The 26,120-nt window shown below is 70.3% G+C and carries 29 protein-coding genes; 11 read left to right on the top strand and 18 right to left on the bottom strand.

The features are described from left to right. Positions 1-117: 117 nt before the first annotated feature. From folP to NV348_RS08785, 3 genes are all read left to right on the top strand, one after another. Positions 118-1,002, top strand: coding sequence for a dihydropteroate synthase (gene folP, locus NV348_RS08795; protein WP_447150985.1), 885 nt, complete (start codon positions 118-120; stop codon positions 1,000-1,002). Next, positions 999-1,937 (top strand): glucosyl-3-phosphoglycerate synthase, encoded by a 939-nt coding sequence (locus tag NV348_RS08790; protein WP_447146584.1) that lies wholly within the window; start codon positions 999-1,001, stop codon positions 1,935-1,937. The genes folP and NV348_RS08790 overlap by 4 nt, the downstream gene beginning before the upstream one ends. Positions 1,938-2,096: 159 nt before the next feature. Then, positions 2,097-2,420 (top strand): hypothetical protein, encoded by a 324-nt coding sequence (locus NV348_RS08785; protein WP_447146583.1) that lies wholly within the window; start codon positions 2,097-2,099, stop codon positions 2,418-2,420. Between the two features lie 152 nt (positions 2,421-2,572). Here the strand turns inward: NV348_RS08785 and NV348_RS08780 are convergent, their stop codons facing one another. The 7 genes from NV348_RS08780 to sigE form a co-directional block, all read right to left on the bottom strand. Beyond that, complete coding sequence (locus tag NV348_RS08780; protein ID WP_447146582.1) at positions 2,573-3,667, bottom strand: XdhC family protein; 1,095 nt, start codon at positions 3,665-3,667, stop codon at positions 2,573-2,575. A 93-nt stretch (positions 3,668-3,760) separates the two neighbouring features. Beyond that, positions 3,761-4,333 carry a hypothetical protein gene (locus NV348_RS08775; RefSeq protein WP_447146581.1) on the bottom strand — a complete coding sequence of 191 codons (573 nt, stop codon included), beginning with the start codon at positions 4,331-4,333 and terminating at the stop codon, positions 3,761-3,763. Positions 4,334-4,449: 116 nt separating this feature from the next. After that, the gene (locus tag NV348_RS08770) at positions 4,450-5,307 is read right to left on the bottom strand and encodes a hypothetical protein (RefSeq protein WP_447146580.1); all 858 of its coding nucleotides are present in this window, start codon (positions 5,305-5,307) and stop codon (positions 4,450-4,452) included. Between the two features lie 182 nt (positions 5,308-5,489). Then, positions 5,490-5,915 (bottom strand): Sec-independent protein translocase protein TatB, encoded by a 426-nt coding sequence (tatB, locus tag NV348_RS08765; RefSeq protein ID WP_447146579.1) that lies wholly within the window; start codon positions 5,913-5,915, stop codon positions 5,490-5,492. Between the two features lie 34 nt (positions 5,916-5,949). Next, complete coding sequence (locus NV348_RS08760) at positions 5,950-7,485, bottom strand: S1C family serine protease (protein WP_447146578.1); 1,536 nt, start codon at positions 7,483-7,485, stop codon at positions 5,950-5,952. A 10-nt stretch (positions 7,486-7,495) separates the two neighbouring features. After that, positions 7,496-7,873: a zf-HC2 domain-containing protein gene (locus tag NV348_RS08755; protein ID WP_447146577.1), complete on the bottom strand. Its 378-nt coding sequence runs from the start codon at positions 7,871-7,873 to the stop codon at positions 7,496-7,498. Between the two features lie 59 nt (positions 7,874-7,932). Then, a complete protein-coding gene (gene sigE, locus NV348_RS08750; protein ID WP_447146576.1) occupies positions 7,933-8,598 on the bottom strand; it encodes an RNA polymerase sigma factor SigE in 666 nt (221 codons plus the stop codon). A 374-nt stretch (positions 8,599-8,972) separates the two neighbouring features. Here sigE and NV348_RS08745 point away from each other — a divergent pair, with 374 nt between their 5' ends. Then, a complete protein-coding gene (locus NV348_RS08745) occupies positions 8,973-9,605 on the top strand; it encodes an O-methyltransferase (RefSeq protein WP_447146575.1) in 633 nt (210 codons plus the stop codon). Here NV348_RS08745 and glgC read toward each other — a convergent pair. Further along, positions 9,602-10,819 carry a glucose-1-phosphate adenylyltransferase gene (gene glgC / locus NV348_RS08740; RefSeq protein WP_447146574.1) on the bottom strand — a complete coding sequence of 406 codons (1,218 nt, stop codon included), beginning with the start codon at positions 10,817-10,819 and terminating at the stop codon, positions 9,602-9,604. The two genes, NV348_RS08745 and glgC, sit on opposite strands and share 4 nt — an antisense overlap. Positions 10,820-10,929: 110 nt before the next feature. Here glgC and glgA point away from each other — a divergent pair, with 110 nt between their 5' ends. Further along, positions 10,930-12,096, top strand: coding sequence for a glycogen synthase (gene glgA / locus NV348_RS08735; RefSeq protein WP_447150984.1), 1,167 nt, complete (start codon positions 10,930-10,932; stop codon positions 12,094-12,096). Between the two features lie 7 nt (positions 12,097-12,103). On the opposite strand, the gene NV348_RS08730 is transcribed toward glgA, so the two are convergent. The 9 genes from NV348_RS08730 to NV348_RS08690 form a co-directional block, all read right to left on the bottom strand. Beyond that, a complete protein-coding gene (locus NV348_RS08730; RefSeq protein ID WP_447146573.1) occupies positions 12,104-12,943 on the bottom strand; it encodes a putative RNA methyltransferase in 840 nt (279 codons plus the stop codon). A 14-nt stretch (positions 12,944-12,957) separates the two neighbouring features. Then, a complete protein-coding gene (locus NV348_RS08725) occupies positions 12,958-13,125 on the bottom strand; it encodes a DUF3117 domain-containing protein (protein WP_011211259.1) in 168 nt (55 codons plus the stop codon). A 105-nt stretch (positions 13,126-13,230) separates the two neighbouring features. Then, the gene (locus NV348_RS08720; protein ID WP_447146572.1) at positions 13,231-13,899 is read right to left on the bottom strand and encodes a DNA-3-methyladenine glycosylase I; all 669 of its coding nucleotides are present in this window, start codon (positions 13,897-13,899) and stop codon (positions 13,231-13,233) included. Then, positions 13,860-14,177, bottom strand: a complete 318-nt coding sequence (locus NV348_RS08715) for a DivIVA domain-containing protein (RefSeq protein WP_447146571.1) — start codon at positions 14,175-14,177, stop codon at positions 13,860-13,862. The genes NV348_RS08720 and NV348_RS08715 overlap by 40 nt, the downstream gene beginning before the upstream one ends. 8 nt (positions 14,178-14,185) lie before the next feature. Then, a complete protein-coding gene (locus NV348_RS08710; protein ID WP_447146570.1) occupies positions 14,186-15,322 on the bottom strand; it encodes an Mrp/NBP35 family ATP-binding protein in 1,137 nt (378 codons plus the stop codon). A gap of 78 nt (positions 15,323-15,400) precedes the next feature. After that, positions 15,401-16,258: a lytic transglycosylase domain-containing protein gene (locus tag NV348_RS08705; RefSeq protein WP_447146569.1), complete on the bottom strand. Its 858-nt coding sequence runs from the start codon at positions 16,256-16,258 to the stop codon at positions 15,401-15,403. A 62-nt stretch (positions 16,259-16,320) separates the two neighbouring features. Beyond that, the gene (locus tag NV348_RS08700; RefSeq protein ID WP_447146568.1) at positions 16,321-17,742 is read right to left on the bottom strand and encodes a lytic transglycosylase domain-containing protein; all 1,422 of its coding nucleotides are present in this window, start codon (positions 17,740-17,742) and stop codon (positions 16,321-16,323) included. Positions 17,743-17,880: 138 nt separating this feature from the next. After that, complete coding sequence (locus tag NV348_RS08695) at positions 17,881-18,489, bottom strand: DUF1003 domain-containing protein (RefSeq protein ID WP_447146567.1); 609 nt, start codon at positions 18,487-18,489, stop codon at positions 17,881-17,883. Further along, positions 18,464-19,759, bottom strand: coding sequence for a magnesium transporter MgtE N-terminal domain-containing protein (locus tag NV348_RS08690; protein ID WP_447146566.1), 1,296 nt, complete (start codon positions 19,757-19,759; stop codon positions 18,464-18,466). The genes NV348_RS08695 and NV348_RS08690 overlap by 26 nt, the downstream gene beginning before the upstream one ends. Positions 19,760-19,836: 77 nt before the next feature. On the opposite strand from NV348_RS08690, the gene NV348_RS08685 reads away from it, so the two are divergent. From NV348_RS08685 to NV348_RS08675, 3 genes are read left to right on the top strand one after another with little or no spacing between them, the layout of a single operon-like run. Further along, on the top strand, positions 19,837-20,793 hold the full coding sequence (locus tag NV348_RS08685) for an HpcH/HpaI aldolase/citrate lyase family protein (RefSeq protein ID WP_447146565.1): 957 nt from the start codon (positions 19,837-19,839) through the stop codon (positions 20,791-20,793). A gap of 12 nt (positions 20,794-20,805) precedes the next feature. After that, complete coding sequence (locus NV348_RS08680; RefSeq protein WP_019048869.1) at positions 20,806-21,300, top strand: YflT domain-containing protein; 495 nt, start codon at positions 20,806-20,808, stop codon at positions 21,298-21,300. Positions 21,301-21,304: 4 nt separating this feature from the next. Continuing rightward, positions 21,305-21,886 carry a suppressor of fused domain protein gene (locus NV348_RS08675; protein WP_447146564.1) on the top strand — a complete coding sequence of 194 codons (582 nt, stop codon included), beginning with the start codon at positions 21,305-21,307 and terminating at the stop codon, positions 21,884-21,886. Here the strand turns inward: NV348_RS08675 and NV348_RS08670 are convergent. Next, positions 21,883-22,959, bottom strand: a complete 1,077-nt coding sequence (locus NV348_RS08670; protein WP_447146563.1) for a magnesium and cobalt transport protein CorA — start codon at positions 22,957-22,959, stop codon at positions 21,883-21,885. The two genes, NV348_RS08675 and NV348_RS08670, sit on opposite strands and share 4 nt — an antisense overlap. 76 nt (positions 22,960-23,035) lie before the next feature. On the opposite strand from NV348_RS08670, the gene NV348_RS08665 reads away from it, so the two are divergent. From NV348_RS08665 to NV348_RS08655, 3 genes are read left to right on the top strand one after another with little or no spacing between them, the layout of a single operon-like run. Then, complete coding sequence (locus NV348_RS08665; protein WP_447146562.1) at positions 23,036-23,890, top strand: PHP domain-containing protein; 855 nt, start codon at positions 23,036-23,038, stop codon at positions 23,888-23,890. After that, positions 23,887-24,153, top strand: a complete 267-nt coding sequence (locus tag NV348_RS08660) for a hypothetical protein (protein ID WP_447146561.1) — start codon at positions 23,887-23,889, stop codon at positions 24,151-24,153. Before NV348_RS08665 ends, NV348_RS08660 begins: the two co-directional genes overlap by 4 nt. Before the next feature lie 51 nt (positions 24,154-24,204). Further along, the gene (locus NV348_RS08655; protein ID WP_447146560.1) at positions 24,205-25,764 is read left to right on the top strand and encodes an FAD-binding protein; all 1,560 of its coding nucleotides are present in this window, start codon (positions 24,205-24,207) and stop codon (positions 25,762-25,764) included. Positions 25,765-26,120: the final 356 nt, after the last annotated feature.

The following is a 26,120-nucleotide window of genomic DNA, read 5'->3' as shown; positions in this document are numbered from 1 at the left end:
GGCACGCCCGAACCCCGACCACACGAACAACCGCCTGCCCGGAACACCAGCAGTAGCGGCTCCGAGCTGTCGGCAGGAATCGCGGAGTGGCGGGACAGCTCCGAGCTGTCGGCAGAAATCGCGGGGAGGCGGGACAGCCCGAGCCCTACGTTCTGTGGGCGGCCGGTGGCGACGGATCGGGCCCTGGTCATGGCCATCGTGAATCGCACCCCCGATTCGTTCTACGACCGTGGCGCGACGTTCAGCGACGAGGCCGCCATGGACCGGGTCGCGCGGGCGGTCGACGAAGGCGCCGACCTGGTCGACATCGGCGGGGTGAAGGCAGGCCCCGGTGTCACGGTCGACGCGGCCGAGGAAACGCAGCGGGTGGTGCCGTTCGTCGCGGCCATTCGCGCGAAATATCCGGACCTGTTGATCAGTGTGGACACCTGGCGCGGCGATGTCGCCCGCAGCGCGGTCGAGGCCGGAGCCGACCTCGTCAACGACACCTGGGCAGGTGCCGACCCCGATCTGGTGCATGTGGCCGCCGAGACGGGAGCCGGCATCGTCTGCAGCCACACTGGCGGCGCGATTCCGCGCACCCGCCCGCATCGAGTCCGCTATGCCGATGTGGTCGCCGAGGTGACCGCGACGGTGGTCGCCGCGGCCGAGAATGCGGCGGCTGCCGGAGTTCGGCGCGATGGGATAGTGATCGATCCCACTCATGATTTCGGGAAGAACACCTATCACGGGCTCGAGTTGTTGCGCGGAATCGACGGTCTTGTAAAAACCGGATGGCCAGTCTTGATGGCACTGAGCAACAAGGATTTTATCGGGGAGACTTTAGGTGTCGGTCTGACCGAAAGGGTCGAGGGCACATTGGCGGCGACGGCTTGGTCGGCCGCCGCGGGCGCTCGAATCTTCCGGGTCCACGAAGTCGCCGAAACCCGGCGGGTGGTGGACATGATCGCCGCGATCCAGGGCATCCGGCCCCCCGCACGAACTCTGCGAGGTCTGGCATGAAAATCCAACACCGCGAGCCCGCCTGGGCCACTACCCACACCTGGGACACCCCTGACTGGACGGTCGGCGAACTGGTCGCCGCCAAGGCGGGTCGCACCGTCTCGGTGGTGCTGCCCGCGCTGAACGAGGAAGACACCGTCGCCGAGGTGGTGGCCAGCATACGGCCGCTGTTCGGCACGCTGGTCGACGAGCTGATCGTGCTCGACTCCGGCTCCACCGATGCCACCGCCGAGCGCGCTCGCGCGGCGGGCGCCGAGGTGATCACCCGCGAGGAAGCCGTCCCCGAGCTCGAGCCGGTTCCCGGCAAGGGCGAGGTGCTGTGGCGCTCGCTGGCCTGCACCACCGGCGATCTCATCGCTTTCGTCGACTCCGACCTGATCGACCCCGACCCCGCCTTCGTGCCCAAGCTGCTCGGCCCGCTGCTGACCATGCCCGGCACGCACCTGTCCAAGGCCTACTACCGCCGCCCGCTGCGCCAGGGCGAGTCCGTCGACGCCCACGGCGGCGGCCGCGTCACCGAGCTCGTCGCCCGGCCGCTGCTGGCGGCCCTGCGTCCCGAGCTGTCCCAGGTCCTGCAGCCCCTCGGCGGCGAGTACGCGGGCACCCGCGAACTGCTCACCGCCGTCCCGTTCGCCCCCGGCTACGGTGTCGAGATCGGCCTGCTGCTCGACACCTACGACCAGATGGGCATGGACGCCATCACCCAGGTCAACTTGGGTGTGCGCACCCACCGCAACCGCCCGCTGGCCGACCTCGGCGTAATGAGCCGCCAGATCCTCGGCACCGCGCTGGGCCGCAGCGGCGTCATCGACTCCGGCGCCGCCCTCACCCAGTTCCCGATGATCGGCGGCGAATTCATCGCCCACTCCACCGAGGTCTCCCTCGAGGACCGGCCCCCGATGAAAACCCTGCGCCCCGAACAGGTCGCGGCGTAATCTCCGACCGCGCCGGGCGCCTCGTCACCTCGACGGGGCGCCCGTCCGCTGCCCGGGTTGCGGGCGCCCGCACGGATCCGTACTGTTCGTCGGTTCTGGCGAATGAGGCTGCGGGAGAAGAAGAACGGTGTCGGACGGATTTCAGCACGACGGTGTCCGGTGTCGGCACTGCGGCGCGGCACCCGCGATCGATGTAGATCTGGCGCCCTCCTGTACCTCCGCGATCAGATCGCCATCGACGAATCCATGCAACGGGTGACATCGGGGCAGTGCGTAGGTCGAGTGGAGGTCGGCTGGTTCGGCAACGAGGTTCGCCTGCAGAAGGTCGCGTGTGCTGATCCGGCGGCGATGGGACGGGTGTTGCGGAAGGTGGTCGGTTCGCCGGACCAGCCGACCGGAGCGCAGGACTGCGAGGGGATTCCGGCAACGCTGTTCACCCATACCGAGCACGGTTTCACCCTGTGCGTCGGCCCGCGGAACTGAGCGGGTCTCGCGGGCGACGAGCGGGTGTGGGTCAGACGCTCGAGAGGTCCGAGACATCGGGGTGCTGCGCGGCCAAGCCCTTGTCGAAAGTGACGAGGCGTCCCTTGTTCGCGCGGGCGAGAGCAGCCAAATAGGTGTCGGTGATCATGACATCATGATGATGCGCTGTCGAAGCCGCTACGGTGGATCGGACCGTCGAGGTCGGCGAGTGGCCGGGCCGAAGCGCCGCCGCGCTCGGCGAGGAACTGCGCCAGGACGGAGATCGCGGTCTCCTCGGGGGTGTGCGCGGCCAGGTCGAGGCCGAGCGGGCTTCGGACGCGGGCGATCTCGGCCTCGGTGAGCCCCGCGTCACGCAGGCGCGTGGTGCGGTCGGCATGGGCGCGGCGGGAGCCGAGCGCGCCGACGAAGGCGACGGCGGGCAGGCGCAGAGCGCTCGCCAGCATCGGGACGTCGAACTTGGCGTCGTGGGTGAGCACGCAGACCACGGTCCGCTCGTCGACCCGGCCCGCCCGCTGCTCCGCGTCCAGGTATCGGTGCGGCCAGTCGACGACCACCGCGTCGGCCGCGGGGAAACGTGCTGCAGTGGTGAAGGTTTCGCGGGCGTCGACGACGGTGACGTGGTACCCGAGCGGAGCCGCCGCCACGGTGAGCGCCCGGGTGTAGTCGTTTGCTCCGGCCAGGATCAGGCGGGCGGGGGAGCGGAAGACCTGGACGAAGGTGCGCGGGCGGGTGGCGGCGGCCGGGGCGCAGTCCTGGGCGCCGATGAGACCGTTGTGGCCCGCGGCGAGGAGCGCGGCCGCGTCCCGATCGAGGTCGCGCCACGGCTCGGTGCGGCCGGGGCGCAGCAGCAGGCGATCCGGCGCGGATTCGAGGGTGGTCGCGTAGGCGACCGGTTCGTGCGCCGCGAGCGCGGCGACGAGCGCGCGCAGCAGCGGGGCATCGGTGGCGTCGAGGCGTTCGACGAAGATCTCGATCTCGCCGCCGCAGGGAAGACCGACAGCGAACTCGTCGGCGGCGGCGAAGCGTTCGGTACTCGCGTGGCCGTCGCGCAGGACCTGGTTCGCGGTGGTGACGACCGCGGCCTCGACGCATCCGCCGGACAGCGACCCGATGACCCGCCCGTCGGCGGCGACCGCCATCGCGGTGCCGGTGTCGCGCGGTCCGGCCCCGGTCCGATCGACGATCCTGGCCAGCGCCACCGGCTGCTCGGCCAGCAGTGCGAGGATCTCGTCGAACAGCTCCCGCATCGCCCACCGGCCTCTCCACGGCCACCGATGAGGCATCGTGACCGTTGTGACCAGCCTAGCTATCGCGCAGCATCTGCGCGCGGCGAGCGTGGATCAGTCGAGGATCTCGCGGTGCTGCAGGTCGGCGGGGATCGCGCCGTCGTGGAAGAAGCGGCGGAAGACCTCCGCCGCGCGCTCGGCGGTGAACACCTCTTCGGGGTAGACGTAGGTGTCGTCGTCGCCGTGCGGCAGGTAGACCGTCGGCAGGCCGAGCCGGCCGCCGGGGAATCCGAGGGTGTAGCGGCGGGTGATGTGGTCGATCGTCACGCGTAGCTGGAGGGTCATCGCGTCGGCCGATCCCGCGCACTGCAGGGCGAGATCGCCACGGGCGCCGCTGACGGCGGTGGTGACCTCCGTGGCCGGCATCGGTTCGGGCAGCACGGTCAGATCGAGCGCGTAGCGCTGCCTGCCGTCCATCCGGCGCAGGGGGCGCAGGAAGCTGTCCACGTCCTCGTGCGGGCCGATGAAGACCTTCAGGCGGTCGCTGTAGGTGAGGCGATGGGTCGCGACGATGACGTCGTCCGCGGTCGACTCGGCCTCGAACGGGGGGACGGGTCGGGGATCCTGGGTGCCTGCCGCCCGCACGGGCAGGACCCGGCACGCGCTGGCCTCGGGAGACGAGAACATGTGACGCTCACCTACTCACATTCGGTTACTCGCTAGCAATCTAAACATCGTCGGCGTTCTGTGCTGCATAACAATAGCGTGATGCAGATCACAAAGTGAGCTAAGTTTAGATCTAACTATGGACGAACCCGGGTCGTAGCCAACCGTGGGTCGGTTTCGTGCCGATAAACCGGGGTGAGAAGGTCGGCGTCTAGGGGCTCGCCGGACGTGCGGTCGTATCGGACCGCGATGAGTACCGAGAACAGATGACTGCTCGCGCGTTCGTGCAGGGTGGCGAGCCGGGTCGCCAGCAATCGGATCGCACCCAGGGAGCCGGGCGGGTGCAGTCCATCGATCAGCATGACGCTGCCGCGCCGGTCCGGACGGGGCAGCCGGGCGAGGTAGGCGATGTCGTGCGGTTCGGTGCCGCCGGGCCGGTAGACGCGGCGCGCGGCCCGGTCCTCGATGCCGCGCCGGGTGTCGCCGGCGCGGGTGACGGTCCGGCGCAGGCGCGGATCGGCCACCACCAGCTGGCGCAGGCTGGGCGAGAGCTCGGGCCCGCCGAGGATCACCAGGCCGTCGCGATTGAGGTCGACCGGTCTGCCGGGCAGGAAGGTCTCCACATTCGCCACGAAGCCCAGCTGGCGCAGCAGCTCGGCCAGGCGCTGGGCCGCGCCCGGGTCGGGGGCGCCGAGTAGCCGCCCCGCGCGGACCTCGGGCGCGAGCACGGTCAGCGTGCCGTGCCCGAAGAACAGGCCCTCGGGGACCGGTCCCTGGGTACTCACCTGGTGGATGCGCGCACGCGAGAGGCCGGCGGCGGCCCCGATCCGGGCGAACGTCCAGCCCTCGGCATGGAGTTCGCGGATCACGGCGCGCCTGATCCTGGTGAGTTCGTTGATGGTCTGCTGGGCAGCTGCCACTCCGTCGGTGGCTGCTTTGAGTCTCTCGACCTTGTCCTCGATCGCGAAGACTCGTGCCACGTCATCGGCCGACATGTGCGAAGTCTAGACAGCTCGACAGCATTCCGTGTCTATATCGGTTGACATCGAACTGTATTGCGGCACAACGCGTATCAGGTCCGACTTGTCGGCTATCACAATATTACGAGGTAGCCGCGGCTGTGTCCGGGTCGCGCGACCCCGTGGCAAATGCCGACCGTGCGGTGTGATCTGGGGGCTCAGGTGGCGTCGAAGTCGATCGGCGGGCGCTCGTTGTGCGCCAGCGGCTTCGACAGCGAGGGCGAGGACGACGTCGGTCCGCCCGGCATCCCGCTGCTCGTGCCGAACAGTTGCTGCTTGTCGGGCACCGCGGTCTCCAGCTCGCGCAGCACCGAATCGTCACCGCCCAGCAGGTGCTTGGTGACCGCGGCGCGCGGGCTCATGTTGCGCAGCTCGTTCAGTTCGGCCAGCGGCTTGCGCAGCTCGTCGAACTCCGGCCCCAGCTCCTCCTTGAGCTGCGAGGTGGCACCACTGGCGTAGTCGCGCACCTGGCGAAGGGAACGCGTGGTCCACCGGACCGCGCCGGGGAGGCGCTCCGGGCCGAGGATCACGAGGGCGGCGACGAGCAGGATCATCATCTCGCTCCACCCGATGTTGCTGAACACGCCGTCCAGGCTACCTGGACGGCGCGGTCGCGGCTCAGTCGGATTCGAGCGTGACCGGGACGTCCACCTGCCTGCCATCACGGATCAACTGCACGTTCACCGTCTCACCGATCTTGCGCGACTGCACGGCGACGACCAGCTCGTCCGGCCCGGTGACCTCACGGTCGCCGATCTTCACGATGACATCCCCCTCGACGATGCCCGCCTTGGCCGCGGGGCTGCCCGGCGTCACATCGGCGACGGCGGCACCGCTCATCACCTCGTTGGCGACGGTCTTGGTGCGCGCGCTCAGGCCGATCACCGGGTGGTGCATCTGGCCGTCGCGAATCAGCGTCTGGGCGACGGTCTGCATCACGTCGACCGGGATGGCGAAGCCCAGGCCCACCGAGCCGCCGGTCTCGCTGCGGATCGCGGTGTTGATGCCGATCACCCGGCCCTGCATGTCGACCAGCGCGCCACCGGAGTTACCGGGGTTGATCGCGGCGTCGGTCTGCACGGCGTCGATGACGGCGTTGGTGTCGCTGCCCTCGCCCGCCAGCTTCACCGGGCGGTGCTGTGCGCTGACGATGCCGGAGGTGACGGTCTTGCTCAGGCCGAGCGGCGAACCGACCGCGAGCACGTCGTCGCCGACCTGCACGTCGGAGGACTTGCCGAGATTGGCCACGGTCAGATTCTTGGCCTCGACCTTCAGCACGGCGAGGTCGGTCTTGGGGTCGCGGCCGACGATCTCGGCGGGCACCCGGGTGCCGTCGGAGAACTGCACCTGGATGGCGGCGCGATCGGACTTGTCGGTCGCGGCCATCGAGATCACGTGGTTGTTGGTGACGACATAGCCCGCCCCGTCGATGACGACGCCCGAGCCGGTCGCGCCGTTGTCGCCCACGGTGACCCGGATGGAGACCACCGAGGGCAGCACGGCGTCGGCCACCGCGGCGATCCGGCTGTGCGGCTCTTCGATGCCCGCGGTCTGGTCCAGGGTGACCTTGCGGGAGGTCAGGGTCGACGCGGTCTCGGCGGTGATCCGCCCGACCAGTCCGCCGAGCACGGCGATGCCGAGCGCGAGCACGGCCAGCAGGGCCAGCGCCTTGGGGGCGACCCGGGAGCCGAACAGCACCTCGCGGGCGGTGAGCTTGGGGGCGACGGGCAGGCGCTCGGGTTCGGGCGTCTCGACCGCGGGCGCGCCGAGGCGCGCGGTGGCGGCGGGATCACGCCAGGGATCGACCGGACCGGCGACGACGGTGCGCGGCTCGTCGGATCCCGGTTCGCGCTGTAGCAGCTCGTCGGAGCCCTCGGGGCGGGAGAACGCCTCGGCCAGCACACCGTCCGGCGGGCGCTGGCTGACCAGCTGATCGGCATCGGCGGCCGGACCCGACCGCTGCGGGTCGTGCGGTGCGAACGAGCCGCTCTGGCCGTTCGGGCGACGGAACGCGCGCGCGGTATGACTGTCGATGTGCGGCCGGTACACCGGGCGCGGGCCGAGGTTCGGCGCGCCCGACGGCCGCAGGTTCCCCCGGTCGGCCGCCGAATCCGCGTGTTCGGTCGATCCGGAATTCGTCGATTCGCCTGTCACGCCCGTGACTCTACTTGCGCCGCCAGGTTGTCCACCGGGTCGCGGTGAAGGAATCGGTGATGAATCCGAGAAATGCCTCGTTACGGCGCGGCGGCTCGGCCGTGGTGCCGGGCAGTTCGGCCAGCGGGATCCGGGTCAGGCTGTCGTGCAGGCTGCGCGGCACGGCCACCTCGGCGGCCCGGCGCAGCGCGATGCGCGCCTGCTGCTGGGCGTCGACCTCGGCCGCGCATTCCGGGCACACCGAAAGATGCTGGGCGGCGCGCAGATACGCGTTCATGCGCAGCTCGCCGTCGACGTAGGCTGCGATCGCCTCGCTGGCCAGGTGCTCGGTGGGCTGAAAGCGCGGGGTACGACCTGTACGACCTGAGGCACTGGGGTCCACGCTCATACGGCGTTCATCCTTCCGACCGACATCAACCGAGAAGCCCGGTGACGCCGACAACTGCGTCACCCTGCGTAGGCGTCAGCGGAGTACCGCTGCTCAGTTCCATTATGCGCAAGGTATTCGCGCAGTGCCTGCCGCCCGCGATGGATCCGGCTGCGCACGGTACCCAGCTTCACGCCGAGCGTCGCGCCGATCTCCTCGTAGGACAGGCCCTCGATATCACACAGGACCACGGCGGCACGGAACTCCGGCGCCAGCGAATCCAGTGCTTTCTGCAGGTCGGGATCCAGGCGGGCGTCGTGGTAGGACTGCTCCGGGGTCGGGCCCTCGGCGGGCACCCGGTCGTAGTCCTCGGGCAGCGCCTCCATCCGGATGCGGTTGCGGCGGCGGACCATGTCCAGGAACAGGTTCGTGGTGATGCGGTGCAGCCAGCCCTCGAAGGTGCCCGGCTGGTAGTTCTGCAGCGAGCGGAACACCCGGATGAAGGTCTCCTGGGTGAGGTCCTCGGCGTCCTGCGCGTCGCCGGAGAGGCGATAGGCCAGGCGATACACCCGGTCGGCGTGTTCGCGGACGAGTTCGTCCCAGGAGGGCATGACCGTGCGATCACCGGTCGCGTCGAAGGCGGCGGTGCCGGTGAGTTCGGCGTCGAGCTGCTCGCCCTCGGCGGCGAGGAAATCGGCGGGGAGAGTCTGATCGGTCGGTGTGGCGTGACGCGCCGTGTCTACCATCGGGATGGGACACCTCCTACTCGGGACCGCTGGCACGAAACCACGCCGGTCCGGGTCAGCGAACCTTGCTATCGGAATCAACCAGCAACTGTGTGAGGTTGTTCCCGCGTCTCGTACCCGCCGCGATCGGCTGGCCTTGCGTAGGGCAACTATTTCCTGCCCCGATATGGGTCAGATGTGGAGATCCTGAGGGGGACCTGAGAATCCATACCGATGCCGACCCTAGCCGCGCCGGCCAGGGAAAAACAGCAGTTCCAGCCCCTTCGTGACCTTTCCGCAAACTTGCGGCAATTGTTCGATCGGTACGCGACACTTATGGCGATCGGCGCATTCGCTGAATACACAGACCGGGTCGGTGCCCTAGCCTCATAGCTGTGGCATCGAACGTGGAGCGGAACCTGGCCTATGTGGAGGAGTCCGTCGTCGAGGACGAAGTCCTCCTCGACGCGCGTGAGCGGGCCACCGAGCTGGGCGCCGTTCCGGTGCCCGCCTCCGTCGGCGCCCTGCTGAGCATGTACGCCCAGATGCTGGGTGCCCGCGCGGTCGTCGAGGTGGGCACCGGCGCCGGGATCAGCGGATTGTGGCTGCTCGACGGCATGCGCGAGGACGGCACGCTCACCACGATCGACTCCGAGCCCGAGCATCAGCGCGCGGCCAAGGAGGCCTTCCGCACCGCGGAGATCCCGCCCGCGCGCACCCGGCTGATCAACGGCCGCGCCCTCGACGTCCTACCCCGGCTCGCCGACGGCGCCTACGACCTCGTCTTCGTCGACGCCGCCCCCATGGAACACCCGCACTACGTCGAGCAGGGCGTCCGATTGCTGCGGGAAGGCGGCGCGATCATCCTCCACAACGCGTTGCTCGGCGGTCGCGTGCCCGACCAGTCCCAGCGCGACCCGGCCACCCTGGCGGTCCGCGCGGCGACCAGAGCCATCGCGGAGAACCCCGAGCTCACCAGCGTGCTCATCCCGATCGGTGACGGGCTGCTCTGCGCCTCGCGCTGCTAACCGACCCAGATTCCCTTACCGACGGTGACCACCCCGCCGTTGCTGACCGCGAACCGCTCCCGGTCGCGCTCCAGGTCGACGCCGATGATCTCGCCCTCGCCGACCACCACGTTCTTGTCCAGGATCGCGTGCCGCACGACCGCGCCCTTCCCGATCCGCACCCCCGGCATCAGCACACTGCCCTCGACGGTGGCGCCGTCGTCGATCATCACGTTGGAACTGAGCACCGAATTGCGGACGGTGGCCGCCGACAGGATCGAGCCCGCGCCCACGATCGACTCCTGCGCCAGCCCGCCCCTGGCGAACTTGGCGGGCGGCAGGTTCTCGGCGGCGCCGCGGATCGGCCAGTGCTTGTTGTAGAGGTTGAACACCGGGTGCACCGAGACCAGGTCCATGTGCGCGTCGTAGAAGGCGTCGATGGTGCCGACGTCGCGCCAGTAGCCGCGGTCGCGCTCGGTGGCACCGGGCACCTCGTTGTCGGCGAAGTCGTAGACGGCGGCCTTGCCCGCGGCGACCAGCGCCGGGATGATGTCGCCGCCCATGTCGTGGTCGGAGTCGGAGTTCTCGGCGTCGGCGCGGATCGCGTCGACCAGCACCCGGGTGGTGAACACGTAGTTGCCCATCGACGCGAACGTCACGTTCGGGTCGTCGGGTGTGCCGGGCGGGTGCGCGGGCTTCTCCAGGAACTGGGTGATCCGGCCGGACTCGTCGGAGTCGATGCAGCCGAACGCGCTCGCCTCGCTGCGCGGCACGCGGATGCCCGCGACGGTCACACCGGCGCCGGAGGCGATGTGGCTGGCGACCATCTGCTCCGGGTCCATCCGGTACACGTGGTCGGCGCCGAAGACGACGATGTAATCGGGGTCCTCGTCGTAGATCAGGTTGAGCGACTGCATGATCGCGTCGGCGCTGCCGGTGTACCAGCGCGGCCCGAGCCGCTGCTGGGCGGGCACCGGGGTGATGTACTCGCCGGTGAAACCGGACAGCCGCCAGGTCTGCGAGATATGGCGGTCCAGCGAGTGCGACTTGTACTGGGTGAGCACGCACAGGCGCAGGTAGCCCGCGTTCACGAGGTTGCTCAGGACGAAATCGATCAGCCGGTACGCGCCGCCGAACGGAACCGCCGGCTTGGCCCTGTCTGCGGTGAGCGGAAACAGTCGTTTGCCCTCGCCACCGGCGAGCACGATCCCGAGTACGTGCGGCTGGCTCCTCACCCTGCTCAAAGTACAGGCTGGGCGCCGCAACGGTGGCTCATGTCGACCCGAGGGTCTAATTTGGACCAGTGAGTTATGGCACCGACAGCGACCAGGAGCCGGCGGAACAGCTGCGGGTCGCCATGCTGACCCGGGAATACCCGCCCGAGGTGTACGGCGGTGCGGGAGTTCATGTCACCGAACTCACCGCTCGGCTGCGCGCACTGGCCGAGGTGACCGTGCACTGTATGGGCGCGCCGCGCACCGGCGCCGTCGTGCACCGGCCCGACCCCGAGCTCTACGCCGCCAATGCCGCGCTGCAGATGATGTCGGCGCAGTTGCGGATGGCCGACGCGGTCGGCGCCGTCGACGTGGTCCACTCGCACACCTGGTACGCGGGTCTCGCGGGGCATCTCGCCGGCGCGCTCTACGGCATCCCGCACATCCTCACCGCGCATTCGCTGGAGCCGCGCAGGCCGTGGAAGGCCGAGCAGCTGGGCGGCGGGTACCGGCTCTCGTCGTGGTCGGAACGCAATGCGATGGAGTACGCCGACGCCGTGATCGCGGTGAGTGAGGGCATGCGCCACGACGTGCTCGACGCCTATTCGGCGATCGACCCCGGCCGGGTCCACGTGGTGCACAACGGTATCGACGCGACGGTCTGGCATCCGGGCCCGCCCACCGGGGACGAGACGCCGGTGCTGGAACGGCTCGGGGTGCGTGCCGACCTGCCGATCGTGTCCTTCGTCGGGCGGATCACCCGGCAGAAGGGCGTCGGCCACCTGCTCGCCGCCGCCGCCGACTTCGACCCCGACATCCAGCTGGTCCTGTGCGCGGGCGCGGCCGACACCAGGGAACTCGAACTCGAGATCGCCGCCGCCGTCGACGGATTGCAGCGCGAGCGCGGCACGGTGTTCTGGGTCAAGGAGATGCTGCCGACCGAGCAGGTCCGCCAGATCCTCACGGCCTCCGCGGTGTTCGTCTGTCCTTCGGTCTACGAGCCGCTCGGCATCGTCAACCTGGAGGCCATGGCCTGTGCCACCGCGGTCGTCGCCTCCGATGTGGGTGGCATCCCGGAGGTCGTCGACGACGGGGTCACCGGTCGGCTCGTGCACTACGACGCGGGGGCGACGACGGAGTACGAACACGGCCTCGCCGCCGCCGTCAACGCGGTGGCGGGTGATGCGGCCCTCGCGCGGCGCTACGGGGACGCCGGGCGGGCGCGCGCCATCGCGCAATTCGACTGGGCCCGGATCGCCGAACAGACCGTCGAGGTCTATCGGAGTGTCCTGAAGTAGCCGGCGGTCAGCTTGCCGGGACGTAGGTCGACACCGTGACCGAGGCGGTGACCTCGGTGATGTCGGGCAGCGCCGCGATGCGTGGATCGTCGGCGGGGGCGCCGTGGAAGGCCGACGGGCCCATCCCGATGACATCGGTGACGTCGCGGTGGGTCAGTTTCATCGGGAACTCGACGCGGGTGTGGGCCGTGCGGGTGAACAATCCCGCGAGCGAATCGGCGAGCCGCCGCTCCTTGTCGGGGTCGACGCGGACCATGCCGAGCGGGCCGACGAGCTCGCTCAGATGGTCGGCGGTGGGGGCGACCACCACGAAGCGGCCGCCGGGTGCGAGCACCCGGGCGACCTCGGCGGGGTTGCGCGGCGCGAACACCGACAGCACGCCGGTGAGGGAGTGATCGCGGATCGGGAGACCACGCCAGGCGTCGGCGAGCACCGAGGCCATGCGCGGGTGCGCCCTGGCCGCCCGGCGCGCGGCGGGCTTGGCGACATCGAGCGCGATGCCGAAGAACCTGGGTTCGGCGGTCAGGATCGCGGCGAGGTAGTAGCCGGTGCCCGCGCCCACCTCGAGGATCACCTCGGGTATGGCGTCGCCGGGCTGTGCGGCGGGCGTCGCGAACGCGTGTGTCGCGGCCGCCGCGATGGGGGCGAAGTGCCCCGCGCCCTGGAACGCGGCGCGGGCGTCGAGCATCTCGGCGGTGTCGCCGGTCATCTTCGTCGATGCGCCGGTCAGCAGCCCGACATAGCCCTGCCGGGCGATGTCGAAGCTGTGTCCGGTACCGCAGCGCAGCGCGCGATCGCGCGCGTGCAGTTCGTCGCCGCACTCCGGGCAGGCCAGGAGTGCGGCCACCTCGGTGAGTGCCGTCAGCTGGTGACGCTCTTCAGTTCGTCACCGAGCGCCGCAGCCTCATCCGGTGTGAGTTCGACGACCAGACGCCCGCCACCCTCGAGTGGAACCCGCATGACGATTCCACGACCTTCCTTGGTTGCCTCGAGGGGACCGTCCCCGGTACGGGGCTTCATGGCCGCCATCCTCTGCTCCCTCCAGATCTGCGCGGTCTGTCTGCGCACTGATTCTCGTCTGCCGGTTGTCGCCAACCAGCGGGCTCGCCGGGTGTTCGGCGGGCCACACCGGTCCTATTCTTCCCTATTGCCGTCGCGGGCGGACACCTGAGTACGAAATGTGACTCGCGAGTCGGTTCCGTTCGCGGCCGGGCGCACCCAGCAAACCTCCAGGTGATCGTCCACCATCCCGGTCGCCTGCATGAGGGCATACGCCGTCGTCGGGCCGACGAAACTGAAGCCGCGACGCTTCAATTCCTTTGCCAGAGCAATGGATTCGGGTGTGGTGGCGGGCACCTCCGCGATCGTCGCCGGGCGCGGGCGTGGCGCGGGGGCGAAGGACCACAGCAGCTCGTCCAGACCCACCGGAAGGTCCCGAGCAACCCGCGCGTTGGCGATCACCGCGTCGATCTTGGCGCGATTGCGGACGATGCCGGCGTCGGCCAGCAGCCGCTCGCGGTCCGCGTCGCCGAACTCGGCGACCTTCGCGATCTCGAAGCCGGCGAACGCGGCGCGGAACGCGGGCCGCTTGCGCAGGACGGTGATCCAGGCCAGGCCGGACTGGAACGCCTCGAGGCACAGCCGTTCGAACAGGGCGTCGTCACCGTGCAGGGGCCGGCCCCACTCGGTGTCGTGGTAGTCGCGATACAGCGCGGATCCGGTCGACCAGGGGCAGCGCTCCTGCCCGTCATCGGCGAGCTCGGTCACGAACGATCCTGACTCGCCGTCACCTGCGCCTGCCATTGACGCAGGTGCGCCAGTTCGAGTTCGAGCTCGTCGATCCGCTCGGCCAGCCTGCCCAGCGCCCAGTCGACCTCGCCGGCCTTGTAGCCACGCACCACCTGCTGGAACCGCAAGGCGCGCACATCGGCGCCGGTGACGCCGTGCGCGGGCAGCACGGTGGCCGTCGTGCCCTCGGGCAGCGGCCCGAGTTCCTCGGACCGCCCGAACACCGCGCTCGCCACGAGGAACAACATGGCCGCGACCAGTCCGACGATCAGCACATAGAGCAGCAGCGTCATTTCCGCCTCTACAGGTGGCGAGTTGTATCGATGCCCAAGGACATGCCGGCCAGGCCGCGCTTGCGGACGGCGAGCTTGTCGGCGACCTCGCGCAGGGCCTTGGCGGCCGGGTTGTCCGGGTCGCCGAGGACGATCGGGGTGCCCGCGTCGCCGCCCTCGCGCAGGGCCTGCTCGATCGGGATCTGGCCGAGCAGCGGCACCGTCGAGCCGACCGCGCGCGTCAGCCGATCCGCCACGACCTGGCCACCGCCGGAGCCGTAGAGCTCCATCCGGGAGCCGTCGGGCAGGTCCAGCCAGGACATGTTCTCCACCACGCCGGCGATCCGCTGGCGGGTCTGCAGGGCGATCGCGCCCGCGCGCTCGGCCACCTCGGCGGCGGCGATCTGCGGGGTGGTGACGACCAGGATCTCGGCGCTGGGGATCAGCTGCGCGATGGAGATCGCGACGTCGCCGGTGCCGGGCGGCAGGTCGAGCAGCAGCACGTCCAGGTCGCCCCAGAACACGTCGGCGAGGAACTGCTGCAGCGCGCGGTGCAGCATCGGACCGCGCCACACCACGGGCGTGTTGCCCTGGGTGAACTGCGCGATCGAGATCATCTTCACGTCGTGCGCCATCGGCGGCATGATCATCCGCTCGACCTGGGTCGGGCGGGCGTCGGTGCCGAGCATGCGCGGGATCGAGTGGCCGTAGATATCGGCGTCGAGTACGCCGACCGACAGGCCGCGCTGGGCCAGCGCGACGGCCAGGTTGGCGGTGACACTGGACTTGCCGACTCCGCCCTTGCCGGAGGCGACGGCGTAGACGCGGGTCAGCGAGCCGGGCTGGGCGAACGGGATCACCGGCTCGGCCGAGTCGCCGCGCAGCGACTTGCGCAGCTCGGTGCGCTGCTCGTCGCTCATCACGTCGAGATCCACGGTCACCGCACCGGCGCCGGGCACATCGGCGACGGCCTTGGTCACCCGCTGGACGATCTCGGTCCGCAGCGGGCAGCCCGACGTCGTCAGATACACCTCGACGTGCACGTCACCGCTCTCGGCGATGGCGATGCTCTTGACCATGCCCAACTCGGTGATCGGCTTGCGGATCTCCGGGTCGTCGACCTTCGCGAGCGCGGCCCGCACATCCGCTTCCGTAATCACTGGCATATGCCCGATTTTATGCTCCTGGTAATTCGAGCGCGGTCGGCGGGGCTGATCCCGCTCACAGCCATGTCCTGCGTGGCTTCAGATGCGGGGGAGGTCCGAGGGCTTGGGGGCGAGGCCGCTGGAGTAGGAGGTGGACCAGGCCATGACGTTGGCTACGTAGGCCATGGAGTTGTTGTAGCGCAGGATCGCCTTGGACTGCTGGGAGAGGTCGCGCATGTTGAGGCCGCCGTCGCAGAGGTAGCGGCCCGCGGTGAGGGCCGCGTCGAACAGGTTCTGCGGGTCGGCGACGCCGTCGGCATTGCCGTCGGCGGCGTAGCGGTGCCAGGTCTCGGGGAGGAACTGCATCGGGCCGATGGCGCGGTCGTAGCCGCCGAGGCCGTCGAGTTCGCCGCCGTCGCTGTCGTGGATGACGTTGTTGCCGTACAGGCTGCCGTCCAGGACCGGACCGTAGACGGCCTTGATCGGGTTGCCGTCCGCGTCGGCCTTGCCGTACGCGTGGGTGGACTCGACGCGGCCGATGCCGGCCAGCAGCGACCAGGACATCCCGCAGGTCGGGTTCTCCACGGCCAGCTGCTGTTCGGCGCTCTGGTAGGCGGCGACCGCGATGCCCGGGATGCCGAGCGGGCCCGCGGGGAGGTCGGCGGCCGCGCGATCATCCGGCAGTGCAACGGTTTTCACGACCGGCGCGGCTGAAGGCGACTGGCGCGCCTCCGCGTGGGCGATCTCGGCGATGTCGGCCTGCGGTGCGGCGGCGAGCTCCGGCGCGGCCTCGGCGTCGGAGCCGGGCAGGTCGTGCTCGACAGCTGCGTTGCTGGCGATGGTCGCGTCGGTCGCGGCGGCGGTGACGGCCACGAGTCCGGCGGGGACCAATCCGGTCAGTGCGATGAGCGAGCTACGTCGAACCGTCGTAGCAGGCTGTTTCCGATGACGACCCACTGTGTGGTGCCCTCCTCAACCGTGTTGGATGAGAAGAGATTACCGCACCCGAGACCTTTTTGTTACCCCTCCGTGACCTGTATTTCGGTTTGATCTCTAGGGGGCCGGCGCGGACCGGGCGGCAGCGGGATGACGATGTTGAACGGCAACGTGATCCCCGGCTGCTGGGTCGGCGCCACCGGCGCGGGCTCGACGGGCGCGGGCTCCTCGGTCGGCTCGATGCCCGGCTCCGGCGTCTTCTCCGGCGCGGCGGGCGCCTTCGACTCGGCGGGCGCGGGCTCGACCGTCGTGGCCGGAGTGCACACCGGCGCCTTTGCCTGCTGCTCGGCCGCCTGCTGCTCGGGGCTCACCTGCTCGGGCTGCGCCGGATCCTTCGGCGCCGCAGCGCCGTAGGTCTGCTCGACGGGCTGCGCGGGCTCGAGCGGGTTCGGCATCTGGGCCGGCGCCGGGTCGCTCACGCACACCTCGGGCGCCGGCGCGACCGGGGCGGGGCAGAAGATGCCGCAGGGGATCGGTGGCAGGCCGGGCAGGGTGATCATCACCTGGGTCGGCGTGGTCACCCGCGGCGTGTTCGGCGGCAGCTGGTTGGTCGTCGACGGCGGCGCCGCGGTGACGGGCGCGTCGGTCGAGGCGGCCAGCACATTGGGCGAGACCATCGGCGCGCTGCCCGGCGGCACGATGTCGGGGGAGATGGCGACCGAGCTCGGCGCGCCGCCGGTGCGATAGGCCGCTGACCAGCTGAGCACATTGGCCGCGTAGGACATCGAGTTGTTGTAGCGCAGCACCGCGCGCAGTTCCTGCGACGCGTCGCGCAGGTTCAGCCCGCCCGAGCACAGGTACTTGCCCGCAGCCAGCGCGGCGTCGAAGACGTTGTGCGGGTCGGCGGTGCCGTCGCCGTTGCCGTCGGCGGCGTAGAGCGCCCAGGTGCTCGGCAGGAACTGCATCGGGCCCACGGCCCGCACGAACCCGCCGTCGGCCTCCTTGATGATCTCGTTGCCCGGCAGTGTGCCGTCGAGCGCGGGGCCGAAGATCGGGGTGGTCGAGGTGCCGGCGGCGTCGGTGCGGCCGCTGCTGGCGTGCCCGGATTCGATGCGCCCGATGCCGGCCAGCAGGTTCCAGGTGAGCCCGCAGCCGGACTGGGCGGTCTCGAGCGCCAGCTCCGCGTTGCGGTAGGCGGCGAGCACGATCTCGGGGATGCCGAGCGCGCCGCTGCCGGTGGGCAGCGAGATGCTCTGCAACGGAACCGTTCCGGCGAAGGGCGCCAGGCTGTTCGCGGACGGGCTGAGCGCGCGCAACTTGCGCGGCGCCTCCTGGGCGATCGGCAGCAGCCCCACGATCTCGGACGGATCGGTCTCCGGGGTGTCCTCGGCGGTGCTCGCGGTCGCGGCGAGTAGCGCTTCCGGTGCGGTGGGGGCCGTGCTCGGAGTCGCGGTCTGCACGGCCGACCCGGAGGCGACGAGTCCAGCGACGACGAGGGCCGACATCGTTATCGGAGCAGAGATTCGCACGGCCACACCAACCCTTTACGTCGAAGCAGCGGCACCGCAGAGTCCCCCTCCGGCCCGCCCGGAACAACGTGATCCAGGTTACCTACCGGTCAGGAAGTTGTAGAGCATTTCCGGTTACTCGTCTGAACCACCTGGCGAAACCGGGGCAGGAGAGGGCGTTTGACCGGAGGTTTTCTTGCGTACGGCTTTTCGCTTCTTTTCCGGCTTCGGCGCGCCGCCGGGCACGGTGACCGCGTCGATCCGGTCGAGCACGTCCTTGATCTCCTCGAGCTCGCGGCGCAGGTAGTCGCGGGTGGCGACATCGCCGACGGCCAGCCGCAGCGCGGCCAGCTCGCGGGCCAGGAACTCGGTGTCGGCCTTGGTCTGCGCGGCCCGGCTGCGGTCCTCCTCGAGCGAGACCTTGTCCCGGTTGTCCTGGCGGTTCTGGGCCAGCAGGATCAGCGGCGCCGCGTAGGCGGCCTGGGTGGAGAAGGCCAGATTGAGCAGGATGAACGGGTACGGGTCCCAGCGCAGCGCGACCACGAACACATTGAGCACGATCCAGACGATGACGATGATCGTCTGGATCGCCAGGTACCGCCCGGTCCCGAGGAACCGCGCCACGCGCTCACTGCTGCGCGCGAACGCATCGGAGTCCCAGTCGAGGGTGAACCGCGAGCCGACCGGGGTTTCCAGCCGCTGACGGGCGGGGTTCTTCTCACTCACGCGGTGCCCTTTCGGCATGGGCGAACGGCTGCTCTTCTTCTTCGCGCCAGTCCTCGGGCAGCAGATGATCGAGGACGTCGTCGACGGTCACCGCGCCGAGCAGATGGTTCTCCGCGTCGACCACCGGGCCGCTGACCAGGTTGTAGGTGGCGAAGTACCGGGTCACCGCCGAGAGCGGCAGCTCCGGTGCCAGCGGCATCAGATCGGTGTCGACGATTCCGCCGACCAGGTGCGCCGGTGGCTCCCGCAGCAACTGCTGGATGTGCACGCAGCCGAGGTAGCGGCCGGTGGGCGTGGCCGTCGGCGGGCGCACGACGAAGACCATCGAGGCCAGCGCCGGGGTGAGGTCGGGGTCGCGGACCCGGGCAAGTGCCTCGGCGACGGTGGTCGACGGGCTGAGCACGACCGGTTTGGAGGTCATCAGACCGCCCGCGGTGTCGGGGGAGTGCGCGAGCAACCGGCGGACCGGCTCGGATTCCTCCGGGTCCATCAGGGCCAGCAGGGATTCGGCTTCGCTCTCGGGTAGTTCGCCGAGCAGGTCGGCGGCGTCGTCGGGGTCCATCGCCTCGAGCACGTCGGCCGCGCGGCGCACCTCGAGGTGGCCGAGCAGGTCGACCTGGTCGTCGTCGGGCAGCTCCTGGACGACGTCGGCGAGCCGCTCGTCGTCGAGCGCGATCGCCACCTCGACCCGGCGTTTCTCCGGCAGCTCACGCAACCGGTGCGCGACATCGGCCGCGCGCAGCCCCTCGAACTGTTCGAGCAGGGTCGTGACGTCCTGGCCGGGCCTGCCGACCTCGGCCGGGGTCAGCCCCTCGACCTGGGACCAGTCCACCACGTGCACCGTGCGCCTGCGCCCGATCCGCCGGTGCCCGCGCACCGCGACCCGGCCGATCACCCAATCCCTGGTCCTGGTCTGCTCGATGCCCAGGTCGGCCACGTACACGTCGACACCGTCCAGAGCCGGCAGACCGGGATCGTCGACGCGCACCTGCGAGTCCACGATCTGGGCCAGCGCCAGCATCTCGCCGGGTCGCTGGGCGAAACGCCGCAGGCTGACGGTGCCGGTATTGAGGGTGACGATGCCCGGCTCGATCGCGGTGACGCGCAGCATCGGCACGAAAATCCGCCGCCGGGTGACCAATTCGACGACCAGGCCGTGCACCCGCGGTTGTTGCCGCCCGTGCCGGACGGCCACGACGACGTCGCGGACCCGGCCGATAGACTCCCCGTCCGGACCCAGCACCGTCAGGCCGGCGAGCCGGGCGACGTACACCCTGGTGGTTGCCATGACCCTCAGGCTAGGCGGTCCACAACGGCCGGTCACCACACGCCACGGCCGGTGTGACGAACAAAGGAGGAGGGCCCATGAAGCCCCGCCGATCAGTGCTGGCCGTACCCGGCAGCAATCCGAAGATGATCGCCAAGGCCAAGGGCCTGCCGGTGGACGAGGTCTTCCTCGATCTCGAGGACGCCGTCGCGCCGGGCGCCAAGACCGCGGCCAGGGCGAATATCGTCGCCGCGCTGAACGAACCGGGCTGGGGCGCGCAGCTGCGGGTGATCCGGGTCAACGACTGGTCGACCGAGTGGACCTACGCCGACGTGATCACCGTCGTCGAGGGCGCGGGCGCCGCGATCGACGCGATCCTGCTGCCCAAGGTGACCGACGCGGGCCAGGTGCAGGCACTGGATCTGCTGCTCACCCAGCTGGAGAAGGCGAGCGGGCTCGAGGTCGGCCGGATCGGGATCGAGCCGCAGCTCGAGAACGCCCTCGGCCTGCGCAATATCGACGCGATCGCCACCGCGAGCCCCCGGGTGCAGGCGCTGGTGTTCGGCCCGGCCGATTTCATGGCCAGTATCAATATGCGCACGCTGGTGGTCGGCGAGCAGCCGGTGGGCTACGACGTCGGCGACGCCTACCACCACATCCTGATGACCATCCTGCTCGCGGCTCGCGCACACGGCCTGCAGGCGATCGACGGTCCCTACCTGCAGGTCCGCGATGTCGACGGGTTCCGCCGGGCCGCCGGACGCACCGCCGCGCTCGGTTTCGACGGCAAGTGGGTGCTGCACCCCGATCAGATCGACGCCTGCAACGAGATCTTCAGCCCGCGCCAGGGCGACTACGACCGCGCCGAGCTGATCCTGGAGGCCTACGCCTTCCACACCTCTGCCGCGGGCGGCGCTCGCGGCGCCGTCATGCTGGGTGATGAGATGATCGACGAAGCCAGCGCGAAGATGGCACAGGTCATAGCGGAGAAGGGGCGAGCTGCGGGAATGACGCGCACAACGCGTTTCACTCCGCCACACGCGGTCCAGAACTAGCAGAATGGGACTATGACGAATCCCTTGGGCAACCCGAATCGCGGACGGCAGGCGTTGCCGACGCCGCCGTCGGGCTGGCCGGTCGGCTCGTATCCGACCTACGCCGAGGCACAGCGCGCGGTCGATTACCTGGCCGACGGGCAGTTCCCGGTGCAGGACGTGACCATCGTCGGCGTCGACCTCATGCAGGTCGAGCGGGTGCTGTACCGGCTGACCTGGGGCAAGGTCATCGGCGGCGGCGTGGTCTCGGGCGCGTGGCTCGGCCTGTTCCTCGGTCTGCTGCTGAGCCTGTTCACCACGACCGGCGGTGCCCTCGGCCCGCTGGTCGTCGGCCTGCTCGGCGGCATCGTGTTCGGCGTGATCACCACCTCGATCCCGTACGCGGCCACCAAGGGCCAGCGCGATTTCGCCTCGACCATGCAGCTGGTCGCCGGCCGCTACGACGTCCTGTGCGACCCGAAGACCGCCGAGCGCGCCCGCGACATGCTGGCCCGATTGGCCCTGTGACGCAATGGATGTGGTGGACACGGTCCGCACCGCGGTGCTGGACCACTACGGCGTGGAACGGGACCGGGTCGACTCGGCCTCGGTGACCTTCCTCGGCCTGGAACCGATCGAGATCCTGCGCATCCCCGGCGACGGCGCGGTGCACTACGCGACGCTGGGCGGATCCCGCCATCCGATGGGCGATCCCGCCGATCTGCTGGCCGATCCGGTCCGCGGCCCGCGCGCCGAACTGGTGCTGACCCTGCTGCTGGGCGCGGGTCCGCAGGCCGGCGTCGTCCGCACGCTCGGCGTGCTCGTCGCGACACCCTCGGTGGAAGGCGTTGTCCTCCAGGCGGACGCGCTGCTCGACCTGGGAGAACCGCTGTGGCACAACGCCACCTTCACCGCGGTCCTGCTCGGCGAGAGCGACGTCGCCGAGATCGCCCTGCCCGAACCCGCCGAGCCGGTGCGGTATCTCAGCGTCACCCCGATCACCGCGACCGAGGCCGCCTGGGTCCGCGTCCGCGGCGCTCGAGCCCTGCGCGACGCCTGGGCCGAGGCGGGCATCGACATCCGCGACCCCGCGCGCGGTGCGGTGAACCTCTAGATCCACTTGCTGCGGCGGAAGCTGCGGAACAGCACCGCGCAGACGACGGCCATGATGATCAGCACCACCGGATACGCCCACGGTTGGCGCAGCTCCCACATGTGGTCGAAGTTCATGCCGTAGACACCGGCGATCATGGTGGGCACGGCGGCCATGGCGGCGTAGGCGGCGATCTTGCGCATGTCGGTGTTCTGCTGGACGCTGATCTTGGCCAGCGCCGCATTGACCAGGCCGCTCAGCGATTCGTCGAAGTAGGTGATGTGCTCGGTGACGCTGGTGTGGTGGTCGGCGACGTCGCGCAGGTACCGGCGGATCTCCTTGGGCACCGGAAAATCCTGGCTGTGCACGAGCGCCTGCAGCGGTGGTCCCAACGGCGAAACGGCCCTGCGCAATTCGACCACTTCGCGCTTGAGCTGATAGATCGCCCCGATGCCGATCTTGGAGGCGGGGGTGAACACCGCCTCCTCCATCTCGTCGATATCGGACTCGACCGATTCCGAGACCTCGACATAGGAATCGACGACGTGGTCGGCGACGGCGTGCAGTACCGAATACGGTCCCAGCCGCAGCTGGTGGGGCTTGCCCTCCAGTTCGTGGCGTAATCCGGCCAGCGCGGTGTGCTCGCCGTGGCGCACGGTGATCGCGAAATGCGGTCCGGTGAAGACCATGATGTTGCCGGTCTCGACGATCTCGCTGATCGCGTCGATGTCGTGCTCGACGTAGCTGACGGTGCGCATCACCAGGAACAGCGTGTCGTCGTAGCGCTCCAGCTTGGGACGCTGCCTGCCCTGCACCGCGTCCTCCGCGGCCAGCAGGTGCAGGCCGAAGATCCGGGCGATCTCGGTCATCTGTCCCTCGTCGGGATCGTGCAGCCCGAGCCAGACGAAACCGGTGCCGGACTCGCTCGCCGCCGTCAGTGCCCGCTCCGGGGTGAAGTGGCCGGGCAACCGTTTCCCGTCGACGTAGACGCCGCAGTCGACAATGGCGCGCGCCGTCGGCACGGGAATCCGCGGCCGCGTCGGACCGGACCGGCCCGGCCCACGGAACGACGGCATCTGCGGTAGCGAAGGCACGAGATGGATGCTACGGCCCGCGCTGTCTCGGCGGCGGACCGCGCGCCGGTCGAGACGGCACTGTAAGACTGAGGGTGTGCGCATAGATCTGCATACCCATTCGACGGCCTCCGACGGCACCGACAGCCCGGCCGAGCTGGTGCGGAACGCCGCCGCGGCCGGTCTCGACGTCGTCGCGATCACCGATCACGACACCACCGCCGGCTGGGCCGAGGCCGAGGCGGCCTGCCCGCCGGGGCTGACGCTGGTGCGCGGCATGGAGATGTCGTGCCAGGGGATGGGCGAGAACGGCTGGCCAGTCCCGGTGCATCTGCTGGCGTACCTGTTCGATCCCACCGACGCCGGTTTCGCCGAGGAACGCGAACGCCTGCGCGCCGAGCGGGTGGCCAGGGTCCGCGCGATGGCCGACAAGATGGTCGCCGACGGGCTGCCCATCGATCCCGACGCGGTGCTCGCCGGTGCGGGCCCGGCGGCCGGGCGTCCGCATCTGGCGCGGGCGCTGGTCGAGGCCGGGGTGGTCGAGAGCGTCGACGCCGCGTTCCATGAATTGCTCGCCCCGCACGGCCCGTACTACGCCGAGAAGGCCGATACCCCGCTGACCCGCGCGGTCCAGCTGATCGCGGCCGCTGGCGGGGTCAGCGTGCTTGCCCACGTGCGGGCGCGCAAGCGCGGCCGACTGCTCGCCCTCGACGAGATCAGGGACCTGGCCGCACTCGGCCTCGGTGGCCTCGAGATCGACCACCCGGATCACAGCGACGCCGATCGCGCGGTGCTGACCGATCTCTCGGCCGAACTCGGCCTGCTGCGCACCGGGTCGTCGGACTACCACGGCAGCAACAAGACCATCGAGATCGGCGCCTGCCGGACCGATCCCGAACAGTTCGAGGCGCTGATCGGCAAGGCGAGCGGAGTGCCGGTGATCGCCCCGTGACAGTGGTGCGCGGGTTCAGCAGCCTCGTCGCGGGCGGGGTGGTCGTGCTGCTCTGCGTGGTGATCGGGGCCGCGGTGATGGGCTCGCGCCGGGATTTCCCCGGGCCGGGGGCCGAATCGCTGACCTGGCATGTGCTCGCGGCGCTGGTCGTGGTGGCCGCCCAGCTCTACGCCGATCGGAACCGCGGCCTCGCCGCGTTCACCGCCTCGGCGATCGTGATGATCACGACCGGTGCACTGCTTTGGACACAATGGTGGAGTTGACGAGCGCGTAATGGTTGCGCCCGGGTGAACTGTGCCCGAATATTTCTCATTGTGAGCAACATCGAGACGGATGTTCTGATCCTCGGCGGCGGACCCGCCGGGCTCTGGGCCGCCGTCTCGGCCGCGGCCACGGGTGCCAGGGTCGTTCTGGTCGACAAGAGCCGGTGCGGGTCCAGCGGTCCGACGGTCTACGGCAGCACCATGATCTGGGATGTCGCGCCTGGTCACAGCCGCGCCGACGTCGTCGACACGGCACTGGCCCGCGGCGGCGGCCTCGCTGACGCGGGCTGGCTGCACCGGGTCGTCGACGAGACCCACCGCCGTCTGCAGGTCTGGTCCGGTACCCGGCATCGGGTACCCGACACCGCGGGCGGCGATCCGCCGGTGGTGCACCTGGACGGCGCGAGTTACCTGCGCAGGCTGCGCCGGGGCGCGCTGGAGGCAGGCGTGCGCATTCTCGATCATCATCCGGCGCTGCAACTGCTCGTCGACCCGGCGGGCACGGTGGTCGGCGCCGCTGGCATCCAGCGGCACAACCGGTTCCGGCCGTGGACCGTCCGGGCGGGCGCGGTCGTCGTGGCCACCGGTGGCTGCGCGTTCCTGTCCGGGGGCGCTGGCACCGAGGTGAACACCGGCGAGGGCCTGCTGATGGCGGCCGAAGCGGGCGCCGAGCTGTCCGGGATGGAATTCTCCAGCGCCTACGGCCTGGCACCGGTGCTCGCCAGGGTGCATCCGAATCCGGCCGTCGCCCCCGGCCTCTCGGTGCGCTTCGCCGCGCTGTACGACGAGGCGGGCGCCGAGCTCCCCGGCCGGTACCCGGCGGCGCTGGCCGCGCTCGCCGACGGCGGGCGGGTCTTCGCGGCGCTGCACGAGGTGCCCGACACCGTCCGGCACTGGCTGAGCAGGCACGGCGCGGTCGACGCCGCGGGCCGGGTGCCGGTGCGCGCGGTCCTCGAGGGCACGGTTCTCGGCGCGGGCGGGGTGGCGCTGACCGGACCCGACTGCGCGACCACCGTGCGCGGGCTCTACGTCGCGGGCGCGGTGGCCGGGCGCGAGGTCGTCACGGGCGCGGCGGGCGCGACCGGGGGCCTGAGCGGCGCGTGGGCGCTGGCCTCGGGGACCTGGGCGGGGGAGGGCGCCGCCGCCTTCGCGGTGGCCACCGAACGAGCGACCAGCGCGCGACCGGTCGCGGGCGCCGGTCTCGGACCGCACGCCCACATCGATCCGCGCTCGGTGATCGGGCTGGTGCAGGAGCACACCCTGCCGCTGCGGCGCAGCTACCGGCGCAGCGCGGGTAGCCTGGCCGACAGCATCGCCGAGCTGGACATCATGTGGCCGGGCGCGCAGTTCGAACTGGGCGGCATCGGCGCCGCGCAGATCCGGGCCAGGCAGGCGGCGGCGCTGCTGGCCGTCGCGCGCTGGGCGGGCTACAGCGCGCTGGTGCGCACCGAGAGCCGCGGGATCCACCGCCGCATCGACCACCCGCTGGCGGTGCCGGAGTGGCAGGTGCGCCAGCGCTGTGGTGGGCTGGACGAGGTGTGGGTGCGCCGGGCCGTGGCCGACGATCCACTGGATGGTCAGCTCACCGCGGGTCGACCGGCCGCGGTGTGATTGTTCACCGGATGTTCCCCCTCGACCGCGAGTTTTCTCTAACGCCACGGCAATTCGGCGCGGATACCCTCGATCCATGACGCGCGGCCGGGTGACACACGGATCCGGTTTGGCAACTGGTCGGCCGAGCTGGCAGAATGTTGCGGATTCCCTTCCCTTGCCACCGCCGGGTTCGGGGACCATGGCGACCTTCCGCCCCGCGACGCACCGTCGCGGCCGAGGGTCGACCCGTTTGTCCGACCGGACCACCCGTCCGGCTCCGCTCGGCGGATCAGTGCCGCGCCACGCGACCGGTTTTCTCCGGTGTTCGCCCTGGCTGCGCACCCTATGAGCGTCATGCAATTCCGTAATCCCGA

It is taken from the genome of Nocardia fodinahabitans, from assembly GCF_052983615.1.
This window is presented reverse-complemented; position numbering and strand designations above follow the sequence as displayed.